Genomic DNA, 15,269 nt, shown 5'->3' with positions numbered 1-15,269 from the left:
GTCGCCGCGTTGCTCAAGATCAAATCAGGGCCGCATCGTGTAGTGCGGCGCCGTCGTCAGCGGTTGCGGATCGCTTCGGCGAGCTGGCGGACGAACTCCGGGTCGTCATCCGGGCCAATGGGTCCGCGCGGTCCCGGCGTCGCGTGGATGTCGGTGGCCGAGGTGATGCGGCCGCCGCGGAACCAGGCGATCGCTCCAGCGATCGGGCAGAGCATGATGAGAACCGCCCAGGCGCCTCGCGGGAACGAGCGAACCCGAGCCCGGTCAGTGGCCAGGCAGTCGATCAACGCCACCACGCTGAGCGCGACGACGATCAGGAAAAGCAGCGTGTTCACTCGGGCCATGGCAAGAATGCTGACGGCCCCCGGCGGCCGTCCCGGTCCGGCCACGGTGCGGCCGGGTTGCGCCTGCCGGCCGGGGTGGGGCCGGGTCGCGCGATACCTGCGGGCCGCAAGCGTCAGGGTCGTCCGGCTGACGCCCACCGCCCAACCGCGACGTGCGGCTGGAACGCTGGTCGTCAGCCGGACCATTCGGGACCCGGTGGAGGTCAGGCGGCCGAGCCGGAGAACGCCGGCAGATAGCCGTTGGTGTAGCCGCTGCTGTTCGGGTGGTAGGAGTTCTGCGGCGGGATGATCGTCAGCCCGTTGATATACGGCCGTGACGTGCACGCCCCATGCCCGGAGAACTCGTCACGCACGTCCGAGTAGACGAAGCCGGCCGCCTCAGCGCGCTGCTTGATCATCGCGTCGAGAACCTCGGCACCGCTGTTCAGGGACCTGCGCTTGGCGATGCTCATCTCGCAGATCAGCGATGAGGTGCCGAAGAGCAGCGGGTAGCCCAGCACGACCACCCGCGCCTCCGGAGCCTTTGCCCGGATCGCCTGGTACGCGGCGTCCAGCTTCCCGGGCAGCGTGTTCGCGACGTACGCCTTCCCCTCGTTCACCTTCGCGGCGCATGCCGAGTCGGTCGAGGTCAGGCAGGTGATGACGGTCGGCGCGAAGCCGGCGTCGTTGCCGCCGATGGTGATGCTGACCAGGTCGGCGCCGCTGCGCATGGCGGGCGCCTGGGTGTTGACGATGTCGTCGGTGACGGCACCGCCGCAGGCCAGGAACTGGAACGAGGCCGGGTCGTTCCGGCTGGCCCACTGGGCGGCATAGCTGGTGTTGCTGCGCATGCACGAACCGGACTGGCCGGGCGCGCCGACGCCGCTGGAGTAGGAGTCGCCGAGGGCGACGTAGTCGATGGTGCTCGCGGCCTGGGCGGGGGCGGCGAGGGCGAGGCTCAGAAGGGACGAGGTGACGAGAGTGGCGAGGACGTGGGCCGTTCTCATCGATGGCCTCCGATATCCGCGTGGGGATCTGGGGCCGAAGCGCTTCGGTTACCGCACAGTAAGTCAAGGTCCTGAGAAAAGGAATCCGGTGACTTTCTTATTACAAAGGAGTAACATGCATCGATGTGACCTGGGCTTATCACAAAGGGTCATGTTACGTGTGCCGAGCGGATCGATCTCTCAACGGCCGTTGAGCCGATCTTCAGCGTGTTTACAGACCAGCGGATTACCGTCGCGCCATGGACGAGAACCGAGCCCGCCGGGTGGTCGGGAAGCTGCGCGAGCGCAACGTGTTCGCCCATCTGAAACTCCCGCGCGCCGGCGTCACGCGGTACGGGATCCGGGTGGTGCTCGCCGACGGTCGTGAGGCCGTCTGGGACAACGACGGCACCGCCGGTCTCGAGGCGCAGGTCATGCGCGACGGTGTCCTGGTCGGCTTCGTCCCGCAGATCCCCGGCTCGGAGAACTTCGGCGAGGAGCAGATCATCGAGGCGATCGCCGCCGCCGACTACGACCAGCCGATCGGCCGTTCCGCCCCGCCGGCCGTGCGCCGCCCGGTCCCGCCGCCCCCGCCGCCCAGCCTGGCCCAGCGCCTGCGCAGCTTCCGCGGCTAGAGAACCTTCGTAGTCAGGATCTTGTCCGGCCCAACGTGGGTGCTGTCTGGCGGCCGTTGAGACGGCATTGAGCGTGGGCTGGCTCGGCAACCAGCGGCCGACCGCGACCGGCGCCACACACCGCAAGCAGGCACCTCAGGCGGACTCGCGCCAGACGATCGGGGTGGGCAGCAGCTGGCCGCCCGGCTCCAGCACCTCGCCGCGCAACTGCCGCAGCACCAGTTGCGCCGCGCACGACCCCAGCTGCTTCGCCGGTTGGTGCACGGTGGAGAGCTGCGGCTGGCACCGCACCGCCCAGGTGCTGTCGTCGAAGCCGACCACACCCACGTCGCCGGGCACGCTGCGCCCGGCTTCCCGGAGTGCCTCCAGGGCACCGGCCGCGATCGCGTCCGACGCGGCGAAGACCCCGTCGATGGCCGGCTCCGCGGCGAGCAGCGCCCGCATGCCTTTGACGCCTGACCCGTAGTCGTAGTGCGGCACGTCGGCGACCAGTTCCGCGTCGTACGCCGTACCCAATGCGGCCTTGAAGCCGGCCAGGCGGTCGATGCCGGAGTCGCGGTCGAGCGCCGCCGCGATCATGCCGATTCGCCGGCGGCCGCCGGCGAGCAGGCGGGCGGTGATCGCCTGGGCGGAGCCCGCGTTGTCTATCCCGACGAACGGAATGCTCTGGTCCAGATCGGGTGGGTGCCCGACGAACGCGGCGGGCAGCGCCAGTTCGGAGATGACCTTGATGATCGGGTCCCGGGTACGGGCCGACACCACGATCGCGCCGTCCACGAAGCCGCCGCTGAGGTAGCGGGCGACCCGTTCGGTGTCGCGGGCCGATTCGACGACGAGGCTGACCATCTGGTGGTCGGCCAGGGAGAGCGCCGCGTTGGCGCCGAGCATGATCGAGCCGATGTTGGGGTCGTCGAGGAAGAGCGAGTGCGGCTCCAGCGCGACGAAGGCGACCGCCTGTGACCTGCGCATCTTCAGGGCGCGAGCCGCGTTGTTCGGTACGTACCCGACTTCAGTGATCGCGGCCTCGATCGCCGCGCGGGCCTCGGCGGAGACGTATCCGCCGTTCAGCACGCGGCTCACGGTGCCACGGGAGACGCCCGCGGCGGCCGCGATGTCGTGCACGGTGGCGCGTCTGTGAGGCCGGGACATGAGATCACAGTAACGCCGCCGCTATTGACCGAGTGCCAGGCCAGTCCTACTGTGTGCACGTTCACACATTCGTAACCGGCGTCACAAAGTTCGGAAATGTGTGCACGTGCACAGACCTGTGACCAGGAGTTTTATGAGCACCTTCCCCCTTCCGGGAATCAGCCTCGGCTGTGATTACAACCCGGAACAGTGGTCGCCCGACGTGTGGCGCGAGGACGTCGCGCTGATGCGCCGGGCCGGCGTCGACCTGGTGGCCGTCAACATCTTCGGCTGGTCGAACCTGGAACCGAGCCCTGGCCGGTACCACTTCGACGACCTGGACGAGGTCGTCGGGCTGCTGCACGCGAACGGCATCCGGGTGAACCTCGGAACCGGAACCTCGTCACCGCCGCCCTGGCTCAGCACGCTCTACCCCGAGATCCTCCCGGCCGCGGCCGACGGCACGACCCGGTTCCCGGGTGGGCGGCAGGCCTGGTGCCCCAGCTCCCCGGTGTTCCGGGACCGGGCGTACGAACTGGTGGACCGGGTCGCCCAGCGTTACGGCAACCATCCGGCGGTGGCGCTCTGGCACGTCTCCAACGAGCTGGGCTGCCACAACGCGCTCTGCTACTGCGAGGCCAGCGCCGACGCGTTCCGGGACTGGCTGCAGAGCCGCTACCGCAAGATCGAGACGCTGAACGAGGCGTGGGGCACCTCGTTCTGGAGCCAGCGATACGGCGACTGGGCCGAGATCCAGCCGCCCCGGCTCGCGCTCTCGCTGCGCAACCCGGCCCAGATCGTCGACTTCCACCGGTTCAGCTCGGACGAGTTGCTCAGCTACTACCGGGGCGAAGCCGCCATCCTGCGCCGCCATTCGACAACACCGGTCACCACGAACTTCATGGTCACCGCGCACATCCGCAACCTGGACTACTGGTCCTGGGCGCCGGAGATGGACGTGGTGGCGAACGACCACTACCTGGACCACCGGCTGGGCGACCCGGTCGGCGAGCTCTCCTTCGCCGCCGACCTGACCCGCGGACTGGCCGGGGGAGCGCCGTGGATGCTCATGGAGCAGTCGGCCGGCGCGGTCAACTGGCAGCCGCACAACCTCACCAAGGCGCCCGGCGAGATGCTCCGCAACTCGCTCACCCACGTGGCCCGCGGCGCCGACTCGATCTGCTTCTTCCAGTGGCGCGCCTCGGCGCAGGGTGCCGAGAAGTTCCACTCGGCGCTGCTGCCGCACGCCGGCACGGACACCGTCGCCTGGCGGGAGGTGCTGCGGCTCTCCGAGACCCTGGACCGGATCGGGGAGGTGGCCGGGACACGGGTGACGGCCGACGTCGCGCTGCTCTTCAGCTGGGAGTCGTGGTGGTCGGCCGAGGGAGAGGCCCGGCCGTCGCAGTCGGTGAGCTACCTCGACCAGGTGCACGCCGCGCACCGGGCGCTGCGGGAACTCGGCGTGACGGCCGACGTGGTCTCCCCGGACGCCGATCTCAGCGGGTACCGGCTCGTCGTCGTGCCGTGCCTGTACATGGTCAGTGACCCGGCCGCCGAGCGGATCACCGAGTACGTGAGCGCCGGCGGCCACCTGCTCGTCACGTTCTTCTCCGGGATCGTCGACGAGCGGGACCGGATCCGGCTCGGCGGTTACCCGGGCGCCTTCCGGGACGTCCTCGGCGTCCTGGCCGAGGAGTTCGCCCCGCTGCTGCCCGGGCACGAGGTCACGCTCAGCAACGGCGCCAAGGGTTCGCTCTGGACCGAGCGCCTGCGCACGACGACGGCGGAGACGATCGCCAGCTACACCGACGGGCCGCTGCCCGGCATCCCGGCGATCACCCGCAACGAGTACGGCGAAGGGCAGGCCTGGTACGTCGCAACCGCGCTCGACCTGCGCGAGGTGCTGGACACCGCCACCCGCGACGCCGGGGTCCGGGGCGCCGGCGACCGGACCGTCGAAGTGGTACGCCGCACCGGCGACGGCCGCGGCTACCTCTTCGTCATCAACCACGGGACGGAGCCCGCCGAGATCGCCGCCACCGGCCACGACCTGGTCACCGGCGAGCCGGTCCGAGGCGTGCTCCGCGTCGAGGCCGGCGGCGTGGGCGTCGTGAAAGAGGGGCCGGCATGAGGAAACCGGTGAAGGCCCTGCTCTTCTTCATCCTGCCGTTCGGCCTGCTGTTCACGGCCTTCTACCTGGTCCCGATCGGGTACGCGATCAAGCAGTCCCTGTACAAGGTCGAGCGCACCGGCACGTTCGGCCCGGCCCGCGAGGTCTTCGGCGGTCTGGAGCAGTACCAGCGGGTGCTGGAGAACGGCCCGTTCTGGGAGTCGATCGGCCGGGTGCTGCTGTTCGGCGTGGTCCAGGTTCCGATCATGCTGGGCCTGGCGCTGGTCCTGGCGTTGCTGCTCGACTCGGGACTGGTCAAGGGCCGGCGCTTCTTCCGGCTCGCGTTCTTCGTCCCGTACGCGGTCCCCGGTGTGGTCGCCGCGATCATGTGGGGCTTCCTCTACTCGCCGAACCTGTCCCCGTTCACCACGGTGACCAGCAATGTCGACCTGCTCTCCGCCGACCTGGTGCTCTGGGCCATGGCGAACGTCGTGACCTGGGTCTACGTCGGCTACAACATGCTGATCATCTACTCGGCGCTGCTGGCCGTACCGACCGAGGTCTACGAGGCGGCGCGGATCGACGGTGCCGGGCAGTTCCGTACCGCGTGGTCCATCAAGATCCCGCTGGTGATGCCGGCGATCGTGCTGACCACGGTCTTCTCGATCATCGGCACGCTCCAGCTGCTGGCCGAGCCGCAGGTGTTCCGGACCTTCAGCTCGGCGGTGTCCAGCACGTACACGCCGAACCTGACCGTCTACTCCACCTCGTCCATCCCGAACTTCAACCTGGCCGCCGCGTTCTCGGTGGTCCTGGCGCTCGCCACGTGCGCCCTCTCCTTCGCGTTCCTCAAGATGACCCAGCGGCGGGGAGGCGAGCAGTGAGGAACCGCATCCTGCCCATGCTGATCATGGGGGCCGGCACCCTCTACTTCCTGGTGCCGATCTGGTGGCTGCTGGTCGGAGCCTCCAAGACCCGCGGCCAGTTCTCCAGCACCGAGCCGCTCTGGTTCGCCGACTTCGCCCTCTTCGACAACTTGGGAGAGCTTTTCGCGTACCGCGAAGGGGTTTTCCTCCGGTGGCTGGCCAACAGCCTGGCCTACACCGGCGGTGCGGCCCTGCTCGGCACCCTGCTCGCCGCCATGTGCGGCTACGCACTGGCGAAGTACCGCTTCCCGGGCCGGGAAGCGATCTTCAACGTGGTGCTCAGCGGCGTGCTGGTCCCGGCCACCGCGCTCGCGCTCCCGCTGTTCCTGATCTTCAGCTCGTTCGAGGCGACGAACACCTTCTGGTCGGTCTTCCTGCCCAGCCTGGTCAACCCGTTCGGCGTCTACCTGGCCCGGATCTACGCCACCGCGAGCGTGCCGGACGAGCTGCTCGAAGCGGCCCGCCTGGACGGCTCAGGCGAGATCCGGACGTTCTTCCAGGTCTCCAGCAAGCTGATGTTCCCGGCCCTGGTGACCATCTTCCTGTTCCACTTCGTCGCGGTCTGGAACAACTTCCTGCTCCCGCTGATCATGCTCGGCGAGGAGCGGCTCTTCCCCGTGACGCTCGGCCTCTACTCCTGGAACACCCAGGTCAACCAGGCTCCCGAGCTGCGCATGTTGGTGCTCGTCGGCGCGCTCGTCTCGATCGTGCCGCTGGTGATCGCGTTCCTGCTGCTTCAACGCTTCTGGCGCAACGGCCTCGGCGCCGGCGCCGTCAAATAAGAGAAAGAGGATGGAAATGCGTTTCCCGATACGCTCGCTCAGCCTCGTGCTGACCTCGGCCCTGGCCCTGGCCGCCTGCTCGTCCGGCGGCGACGGCGGTGAGGAAGCGACGACCGGCGCGGCGGCCGGCTGCGCGCCGTCCTCCGGACCGGTCACGCTGAACTACACCACCTGGATCCCCGGCATCGAGACCGTGGTCAAGGCCTGGAACGACAAGAACCCGAACATCCAGGTCAAGGTGCAGACCGGCCCGAACGGCAACGGCGGCACGTACCAGAACTTCTTCAACCAGCTGAAGGCTGGCAACGCGCCGGACCTGGGCCACATCGAGTACGACGCGCTGCCCAGCTTCCGGGTGCAGGACGGCCTGCTGAACCTCGCGGGCTGCCAAGAGGTGACCGCGGCGAAGGACCAGTTCGTCGAGTGGACCTGGAACCAGGTCACCTTCGGTGAGGAGAACTCGATCTACGGCGTGCCGCAGGACGCCGGCCCGATGGCGCTGTTCTACCGCAAGGACCTGTTCGAGAAGAACGGCATCGCCGTCCCCACCACCTGGGACGAGTACGCGGCGGCCGCCGAGAAGGTGAAGACGGCCGGCGGCTACATCACCAACTTCTCGCAGAGCGACATCAACCAGTTCGCGGGTCTGGCCTGGCAGGCCGGCGGCCGCTGGTTCGGCAACGACGGCAGCAAGTGGTCGGTGAACCTGGCCGACGAGAACACCACCAAGGTGGCGAACTACTGGCAGGGCCTGCTCGACAAGAAGCTGGTCTCCACGGTGCCGCCGTGGACCACCGAGTGGGACAACGCGTACAACACCAGCAAGGCGTGGACCTGGGTGTCCGCGGTCTGGGGCGCCAACTCGATCATGTCCGGCGCGCCGGACACGTCCGGCAAGTGGGCGGTCGCCCCGATGCCGCAGTGGACCTCGGGCGGCACCGTCGCCGGTAACTGGGGCGGCTCGTCCACCGCGGTCTTCAAGGGCTCGAAGCACCCGTACGAGGCCGCGAAGTTCGCGCTCTGGCTGAACACCTCCGAGGAGGCGCTGACCCTGCTCAACAAGGAGGCCAACCTCTACCCGGCGACCAAGGCCGGCGCCTCGCTGCCCGCGCTCTCCGACGGAGTCGAGTTCTACGGCGGCCAGAAGATCTACGATGTCTTCGCGCAGGCCTCCACCCAGGTCGCGCCCGACTTCACCTGGGGCCCGACGATGACCTCCACCTACGCCAGCGCCTCCGACGGCTTCAAGAAGGCCGTCTCCGGCAGCGGCACCCTGGTCGACGCGCTCAAGGCCGCCCAGACCTCGACCATCGAGAACATGAAGTCCCAGTCCATCCCGGTCGCGGCGCCCCCGGCCCCCCCCGCGGCGCCGCGCCCACCTGCGGCGTGGTGCCCCCCCGCCCCGCTGCCGTACCCACGATCCTCCACTGGGGCGCCGACCTGGGCGAATGCGATCTCGAGACGCTCGCGGACAGCGCGGTTCCGGCGATCCCGCCGAGCTCGATCGACGTACCCCTGCGCCTTTCTCTCCTGCCATCCCTCGAAGAGGGATGGACCGGGCGGCCATCGCTGTCCGGCACGCCCGCAGCCGGCTTCCGGCTGGTCAGTGCTCACTCTTCGGACAACACCGCATCAGTACGGGCTACGAGCTCGGACTCGTCGCAAGAGGTGATCACGGAGCTGGAGATGTCCCCGGAGGGTGTCCTGCGTGTCCGGCACCGCCTGACGAACCATGGCACCGCGGATGTCGACCTGTCCGGCCTCGACGTCCTGCTCCCGATCCCCGCCGAGGCCTCCGAGCTGCTCGACTTCACCGGCCTGTGGTCGCACGAGCGGCAGCCGCAACGCGCCCCGCTGCGGCACGGCGTCTGGAGCCGGGAGAGCCGGCACGGCCGTCCCGGGCACGACGACGCGTTCCTGATGATGGCCGGCCGGCCCGGCTTCGACTTCCGGCACGGCCGGGTCTGGGCCGTGCACCTGGCGTGGAGCGGCGACAAGCGGATCTGGGCGGAGCGGTCCGCGCTCGGCTACGGCGTACTCGGCGCCGGTGAGCTGCTCGCCCCGGGCGAGGTCCGCCTCGCGCCGGGGGAGACCTATGAGACGCCATGGCTGGTGGCGGTCTTCTCGGATGCCGGCATCGACGGACTCTCCGACCGCCTGCATCCGTGGATCCGCGCGAGCTCCGCACCGCGCCTGCCCCGCCCGGTCGTGCTGAACACCTGGGAGGCCGTCTACTTCGACCAGGACCTGCCGACGCTGGAACGCCTGGCCGACGCCGCCGCCGAGGTGGGCGTGGAACGGTTCGTGCTGGACGACGGCTGGTTCACCGGCCGCCGCGACGACAAGCGCGCCCTCGGCGACTGGTCCGTGGACCCGGCAATCTGGCCGGACGGCCTGCATCCGCTGATCAAGTGGGTCCACGATCGCGGGATGGACTTCGGCCTCTGGGTCGAACCCGAGATGATCAGCCCGGACTCGTCCCTGGCCGCCGCCCACCCGGACTGGATCCTCGACAACGGTCCGACATGGCGCTGGCAGCGAGTCCTCGACTTGAGCACGCCCGGGGCCTACGACCACGTGCTCAGCCGGTTGACCGCTCTGCTCACCGAGTACCCGATCGCGTTCCTCAAGTGGGACCACAACCGCGACCTGCTGGTACCCGGCGTCTCGCACCGGCAGACCACCGCGCTGTACCGGCTGCTCGCCGAGGTGCGGACGGCCTTCCCGGACGTGGAGATCGAGAGCTGCGCGTCCGGCGGCGCCCGGATCGACCTCGGCATCCTGGAGCTGGTCGACCGGTTCTGGACCTCGGACACCAACGACCCGCTCGACCGGCAGCGGATCCAGCGGTGGACCGGCGTGCTGATCCCGCCCGAGTACCTGGGGGGTCACCTGGGCGCGGCCACCGCCCACGTCACCGGACGTACCTCGGCGCTGGAGTTCCGCCTGGCCACCGCACTGTTCGGCAGCGCCGGCATCGAGTGGGACCTGACCGCCGCCACCCCCGCCGAGCGTGCCGAGATCGCCGCGTGGATCGCCGAGTACAAGCGGCTGCGCCCGCTGCTGCACACCGGCGTGGTGGTCCGCGCCGACGACCGCCTGCACGGTGTGGTCGCCCAGGACCGTTCCCGGGCGGTGTACGCCCTGGTGGCGACCGGCTCGCCGGCGGCCGCCCTGCCACCGCCGGTGCGGTTCCCCGGCCTGGACCCGGACCGGCTTTACACGGTCCGGCCGATCGGCACCCAGCCCCGGGTGGTGCAGGACGCCCCGCCCGCGTGGCTGGCCGCCGGATCGGTGACGCTCCCGGGCCGTGTGCTGGCCGAGGTGGGCCTCCCGGTGCCGCTGCTCGCGCCGGAGCGGGCCCTGCTACTCGCCGTCGAGTGAGAGTTCCAGGCGGGTGGCGCCGCTGAGGCAGAGGAAGACCCGATCCGGGGTACGGACCAGGCGCAGCACCACGTCCTCGCAGCTCGGGCAGCGTCCGACCAGGCCGGGTGCCGGCTGGAAGACCCGCAGGGTGGCCACCGCGCCGGCGTGCCCGCAGCCGGCGCAGGTGAAGACCGCCGCGGTCAGGTCACCGGCGAAGACCTCGCGCAGATCACCGGCGAGGGCGTTCCCGTCCAGCTCCATCAGGCACCACCGAAACGCTCGGTCCGGATCTTCTTGGCGTCGTGGCCGAGGGCGACCAGGATGTCCGCGGCGGTCTCGACGAACGAGGTGGGACCGCAGACGAAGCAGTCCGGCTGGAAGTCGGGCGGCCAGCCGTGCGTGTTGAGGACCGCCACGTCGATCCGCTTCGGCGGTGCCGGCCAGCCGTCCGGCGCCTTGCGGGTGTAGACGAAGTGCACGTCGAGGCCCGGGTCGTCGCGTACCCGCCGGCGCAGCTCGTCGGCGTAGCAGGCGTCCTCCGGCGTGCGTACCGAATAGATCAGCCGGAACGGCTGCCGGCCGCGCGCCAGGCCGCGGGCCCGGATCATCGCCATCAGCGGCACCACGCCGGAGCCGCCGGCGACCAGTAGCACCGGCGCCGGCTGCTTCTCCCGCCAGACGAACCAGCCGCCCACCGGGCCGCGCAGTTCGAGCTGGTCACCCTTCTCGACGACATCGGTGAGGTACGGCGACACCTCGCCGTCCTCCAGCCGCTGCACGGTCAGCTCGACCGTGCCGCCGCCGTCCGAGGGCCACGCCGAGGCGATCGAGTAGCTGCGCTGTGCGGAGTAGCCGTCCTCGGCGGTCAGCCGGATGTCGACGTGCTGACCGGGCAGGTGACCCGGCCACTCCGGCACGTCGAGCACCAGCGTGCGCGCCGTCTTCGTCTCCCAGCGGGTGTCGACCACGGTCGCCACCCGCCAGGTCAGTCTCCGTGGTACCGCTGCTCGGACCATGGGTCCCCATACATGTGATAGCCGGCGGCCTCCCAGAAGCCCGGCTCGTCCTCGGGCATCATGCGCAGCCCGTTGACCCACTTCGCCGACTTCCAGAAGTACAGGTGCGGGATGAGCAGCCGGGCCGGGCCGCCGTGCTCCGGGTGCAGCGGCTCGCCGTCGAACTCGTACGCCACCCAGGCCTTGCCGTCGAGCAGGTCCTCGACCGGCACGTTCGTGGTGTAACCGCCGAAGCTGTGCGCCATCGCGTAGTCGGCCGCCGACTCCACATCCGCCATGAGGGTGTCCAGCGAGACGCCCTTCCAGGTGGTGCCCAGCTTGGACCACTTGGTCACACAGTGGATGTCGACGGTGAACTCATCGGCCGGCAGGGCGGTGAACTCGTCCCAGTTCCAGGTGTGCTTCTCACCGGTCTCGGTGATGATCGAGAACTGCCAGCGATCAAGCGGGATCCGCGGGGTCGGTCCGGCGGAGAGCACCGGGAAGTCGTGCGTCAGGTACTGGCCGGGCGGCAGGTCGGGCGACGACTCACGCCGCCGCCCGCCGAAGCCGCGGGAGATGATGCCCATGAGGTATGAGTAAACCTCACCATCGGCGTCCTCAGGCCTTGACCGTGCCGCTGGTCACGCCACGCACCGACTTCGTGTTCGCCACCACCACGCGGTACTTCCCGCCCCGGACCAGCTTCGTCACCTTCCGGGCGGACGCCGCCGAGTAGGTCCGCACGGTGGTCCAGCGCTTCTTGAGGTAGCGCTGGACGTACATCTTCTGGCCGGTCGCGCCGGTGACCCGTACCGTGATCGCGCCCTTGCCGGAGCGAACCACCGTGGCCCTCGCCTGCACGCCGTAGCCGGCGGTGGCGGAGGCCGCCGCCGACATCGCGGTGGCCGGCACCTGCAACCGGGCACGGAAGGCGCCGGTCGCGGTGCGTACGAGGGTGTACCGGCCGGCCGCGTCGGTCCGCACCGCCGAGCAGCGCCACGCCCCGCCGCTCACCGAGACGCAGATCGAGGCGGCGCGGCCGGCCAGGCGGCGGCCCTCGGCGGACGCGGTGAACGTCGTGCTGGTCCGGGTGCCGTAGGACACCAGCCGTGTGGCGACGTTCGAGACGACGACCTGGCTGAGCGAGGCCAGGGCCGCGGCGGCGTCGAGGCGCCCGTAGCCGTAGTCCCGGTCGAACCCCCGGGCGCCCAGGTCCACGGCGGAGCGCTCCAGCGTCTGCTCGATCTGATCCGGGGTGGCGGCCGGCCGATACGCCTTGACCAATGCGGCGGCCGCCGCCACGTGCGGCGCGGCCATCGAGGTGCCGCTCATGGTGCCGTATCCGCGGCGCTCGAGGCTCGTCGGAAAGGTGTTGAGGATGACGCTGCCGGGCGCCGCGAGGTCGACGTAGGCACCGGCGGTGGAGTAGTAGGCGTACCGGTCGGCGGCGTCGGTGGCGGCCACCGCGATGACGCCGGGGTCGGCCGCCGGGTAGCTGACCGGGCTGCCCTTGGTCCGTTCGTTGCCGGCGGCGGCCACCACGGTGACACCCTTGCTCCGGGCGTACGCGACCGCGGCGGTCACCGCACCCATCTGATCGGCCGTGCCCAGCGACATGTTGATCACCTGGGCGCCGTGGTCGGCGGCCCAGACGATGCCCTCCGCGGTGTCCGACATCCAGCCGCTGCCGTCCGCGCCGAGCGCCTTCACCGGCAGGATCCGCGCGCCCGGGGCGACACCGGAGACGCCGACGCCGTTGCCGGTCAGGGCGGCGATGGTCCCGGCCACGTGGGTGCCGTGTCCGTTCTCGTCGCTGTCCCCGCCCGCGACGTCGCCGATCGTGTCGTAACCGGCGAGGACCTTGCCCCTCAGGTCGGGATGAGCGCCGTCCACCCCGGTGTCGATCACCGCGACCGTGACCCCGGCGCCGGTGGAGACGCCCCAGGCCCGCGTCGCGCCGATCTTCACCAGATCCCACTGGGAGCTCCGGTACGGGTCGGAGCCGGCCAGCGCGCGTACCGGGACGTCGGTCTCCACGCTGAGCACGCTCGCGGCCCGCATCACCCGGCCGGCCTCGCCGATCGTGAACACCGGGCGGCCCGCGGCGTCGAGTGAGGTGACCACCACACGGCCCGCCGTGGTCTCGTCCGCCCGGGCGCCGGCGGGAAGCCCCGCCACCGCCAAGGCCACCGTCAACGTACCGATGACAAGTCGTCGCCGCACTCGCCTGTCCCTTCTTCGATGGTGGTCCGACCATTCGAAGGTGATCTGTGCGGAGTGCGTTCCGGGCAGGGAGGCGGTAGCGGTTCGGGTGCGATCTAGACTCGGCATCATGCCTTTGACTGGTGAGTACGCGCCCAGCACGTCGGACTGGGCTCGCAAGCAGGCCGAGAAGTACGAGGCGACGGATGGCGCCCAGGCGAACACCATCATGGAAAGGCCGATCATCGTACTGACGAGCGTCGGCGCGAAGACCGGGCAACTGCGCAAGACCGCGCTGATGCGGGTCGAGCACGACGGGGAGTACGCGGTCGTCGGCTCGCTCGGCGGCGCCCCGAAGAACCCGGTCTGGGTCTACAACATCCGCAAGAACCCGCACGTCGAGCTCCAGGACGGGGCGGAGAAGCACGACTACACCGTCCGCGAGGTCTCCGGGGAGGAACGGCAGATCTGGTGGGATCGGGCCGTCGAGGCCTACCCGCCGTACGCGGACTACCAGACCAAGACCGACCGTCTGATCCCGGTGTTCGTCCTGACCCGACGCTGATTTCACCGCACCCGACGGTGGGAAAACGGGATGCCGAGCCGTCCTTCGGCCCGGATCATGGAACGATGCGCGTACCGCACCAGTCCGTGGACCGGGCCGCCGGCCGTCTCGCCGAGCCGGCCGGCTTCACCCTGCCGCTGGCCGGGTCCGTCGACGACGACGACCGGCTGGTGGACGTCGTGGACCTGCTGGCCCTCGACGCGTTCGTCACCGGGCGGGAGCCGTTCGGGCGTACCAAGTTCCTGGAGAACCTGCGTGCCGACGCGCCGCTCACCCTCCCGGACGCCCGCCTGGTCCGCGAGGCCAAGGACGACGACGGGCACGGCCGGCTGAGCGTCGGCGAGGGCTGGTCGCTGCACGTCACCCGCTGGAAGCAGAGCCGGCGCGCCCGGGTCGAGGTCACCGCGATCAGCGCCGAACTGGCCGATCGGGTGCTCGCCGAGGCCATCGCGGACGCCTGCGACGACCCGCCGCCGATCGCCGACAGCGTGCCGATCGGCTTCTGGCATCAGGGACCGCACGGCCCGCGCCGGACCGAGCGGGAGATCGGCGCGACCCCTTGGGACGAGATCCGCTCCAACTACGCCACACCGGTCGCCGAGACCCTGGAACGGCTGATGACCGTCGACGGCTCGTCGGTCAACGGCCGTCTCCTGCTGTTGCACGGCGAGCCCGGCACCGGCAAGACGACCGCGCTGCGGGCCCTCGCCCAGCAGTGGCGGTCCTGGTGCCAGGTGGACTGCGTGCTCGACCCGGAGCGTCTCTTCGCCGACCCCGCCTACCTGATGAACGTGGCGCTGGGCAGCGACGACAACGGGCCGAAGTGGCGGCTGCTGATGCTCGAGGACTGCGACGAGCTGATCCGTGGCGAGGCCAAGGCGAGCGCCGGCCAGGCCCTGTCCCGCCTGCTCAACCTCACCGACGGCCTGCTCGGGCAGGGCCGCAACGCGCTCATCGCGATCACCACGAACGAGGACCTGTCCGCGTTGCACCCCGCCGTGGTCCGGCCGGGCCGCTGTCTGGCCAGCATCGAGGTCGGTCGCCTGCCGTACGCCGAGGCGGCCGCCTGGCTCGGCTCACCCGCCGGGATCGGCCCGGAGGGCGCCACCCTTGCCGAGCTCTACGCCCTGAAGACTGGCGCCGCACCGGTGACCGTCCCCCAGCGGGAGTCACCGATCGGCGGTATGTACCTGTAGAGAGCCTTCGTGGTCAGGGTCTTGCCCGGCCCAACGTGGGTGCTGTCTGGCG

Annotated in this window: 14 protein-coding genes and 1 pseudogene; 8 read left to right on the top strand and 7 right to left on the bottom strand. The window is 70.2% G+C overall.

Going from position 1 to position 15,269, the window contains the following annotated elements:
- Positions 1-56: 56 nt before the first annotated feature.
- Together I4J89_RS01750 and I4J89_RS01745 are read right to left on the bottom strand one after the other, a co-directional pair.
- Positions 57-344 (bottom strand): PLD nuclease N-terminal domain-containing protein, encoded by a 288-nt coding sequence (locus tag I4J89_RS01750; protein WP_196411994.1) that lies wholly within the window; start codon positions 342-344, stop codon positions 57-59.
- A gap of 203 nt (positions 345-547) precedes the next feature.
- Entirely contained in the window at positions 548-1,330 is a 783-nt protein-coding gene (locus tag I4J89_RS01745) for an SGNH/GDSL hydrolase family protein (protein ID WP_196411993.1), read from the bottom strand.
- Between the two features lie 239 nt (positions 1,331-1,569).
- Between I4J89_RS01745 and I4J89_RS01740 the strand changes: the two genes are divergently transcribed.
- Positions 1,570-1,944 (top strand): hypothetical protein, encoded by a 375-nt coding sequence (locus tag I4J89_RS01740; RefSeq protein WP_196411992.1) that lies wholly within the window; start codon positions 1,570-1,572, stop codon positions 1,942-1,944.
- A 135-nt stretch (positions 1,945-2,079) separates the two neighbouring features.
- Here the strand turns inward: I4J89_RS01740 and I4J89_RS01735 are convergent, their stop codons facing one another.
- Complete coding sequence (locus I4J89_RS01735; RefSeq protein ID WP_196411991.1) at positions 2,080-3,093, bottom strand: LacI family DNA-binding transcriptional regulator; 1,014 nt, start codon at positions 3,091-3,093, stop codon at positions 2,080-2,082.
- Between the two features lie 133 nt (positions 3,094-3,226).
- On the opposite strand from I4J89_RS01735, the gene I4J89_RS01730 reads away from it, so the two are divergent.
- The 5 genes and pseudogenes from I4J89_RS01730 (at position 3,227) to I4J89_RS01710 (ending at position 10,274) form a co-directional block, all read left to right on the top strand.
- A complete protein-coding gene (locus I4J89_RS01730; RefSeq protein WP_196411990.1) occupies positions 3,227-5,203 on the top strand; it encodes a beta-galactosidase in 1,977 nt (658 codons plus the stop codon).
- The gene (locus I4J89_RS01725) at positions 5,200-6,066 is read left to right on the top strand and encodes a carbohydrate ABC transporter permease (protein WP_196411989.1); all 867 of its coding nucleotides are present in this window, start codon (positions 5,200-5,202) and stop codon (positions 6,064-6,066) included. The genes I4J89_RS01730 and I4J89_RS01725 overlap by 4 nt, the downstream gene beginning before the upstream one ends.
- Positions 6,063-6,890 (top strand): carbohydrate ABC transporter permease, encoded by an 828-nt coding sequence (locus tag I4J89_RS01720; protein WP_309238146.1) that lies wholly within the window; start codon positions 6,063-6,065, stop codon positions 6,888-6,890. Before I4J89_RS01725 ends, I4J89_RS01720 begins: the two co-directional genes overlap by 4 nt.
- Before the next feature lie 10 nt (positions 6,891-6,900).
- A pseudogene (locus I4J89_RS01715) lies at positions 6,901-7,920 on the top strand (ABC transporter substrate-binding protein); the annotation flags it as partial.
- Positions 7,921-8,276: 356 nt separating this feature from the next.
- Complete coding sequence (locus I4J89_RS01710) at positions 8,277-10,274, top strand: alpha-galactosidase (protein ID WP_196411988.1); 1,998 nt, start codon at positions 8,277-8,279, stop codon at positions 10,272-10,274.
- Here the strand turns inward: I4J89_RS01710 and I4J89_RS01705 are convergent.
- From I4J89_RS01705 to I4J89_RS01690, 4 genes are read right to left on the bottom strand one after another with little or no spacing between them, the layout of a single operon-like run.
- The gene (locus I4J89_RS01705) at positions 10,257-10,517 is read right to left on the bottom strand and encodes a DUF6510 family protein (RefSeq protein WP_196411987.1); all 261 of its coding nucleotides are present in this window, start codon (positions 10,515-10,517) and stop codon (positions 10,257-10,259) included. The genes I4J89_RS01710 and I4J89_RS01705 overlap by 18 nt on opposite strands.
- Complete coding sequence (locus tag I4J89_RS01700) at positions 10,517-11,272, bottom strand: ferredoxin reductase (protein ID WP_196411986.1); 756 nt, start codon at positions 11,270-11,272, stop codon at positions 10,517-10,519. Before I4J89_RS01700 ends, I4J89_RS01705 begins: the two co-directional genes overlap by 1 nt.
- Positions 11,242-11,841, bottom strand: coding sequence for a sulfite oxidase-like oxidoreductase (locus tag I4J89_RS01695; RefSeq protein ID WP_196411985.1), 600 nt, complete (start codon positions 11,839-11,841; stop codon positions 11,242-11,244). Before I4J89_RS01695 ends, I4J89_RS01700 begins: the two co-directional genes overlap by 31 nt.
- Before the next feature lie 31 nt (positions 11,842-11,872).
- Positions 11,873-13,477 (bottom strand): S8 family serine peptidase, encoded by a 1,605-nt coding sequence (locus I4J89_RS01690; RefSeq protein ID WP_309238145.1) that lies wholly within the window; start codon positions 13,475-13,477, stop codon positions 11,873-11,875.
- A 109-nt stretch (positions 13,478-13,586) separates the two neighbouring features.
- Here I4J89_RS01690 and I4J89_RS01685 point away from each other — a divergent pair, with 109 nt between their 5' ends.
- Entirely contained in the window at positions 13,587-14,021 is a 435-nt protein-coding gene (locus I4J89_RS01685; protein WP_196411984.1) for a nitroreductase family deazaflavin-dependent oxidoreductase, read from the top strand.
- A gap of 65 nt (positions 14,022-14,086) precedes the next feature.
- Positions 14,087-15,217 carry a DUF5925 domain-containing protein gene (locus tag I4J89_RS01680; RefSeq protein WP_196411983.1) on the top strand — a complete coding sequence of 377 codons (1,131 nt, stop codon included), beginning with the start codon at positions 14,087-14,089 and terminating at the stop codon, positions 15,215-15,217.
- The last annotated feature ends 52 nt before the right edge of the window (positions 15,218-15,269 follow it).

Origin of the sequence: Actinoplanes aureus, from assembly GCF_015704865.1 — a bacterium.
GTDB lineage: Bacteria > Actinomycetota > Actinomycetes > Mycobacteriales > Micromonosporaceae > Actinoplanes > Actinoplanes aureus.
This window is presented reverse-complemented; position numbering and strand designations above follow the sequence as displayed.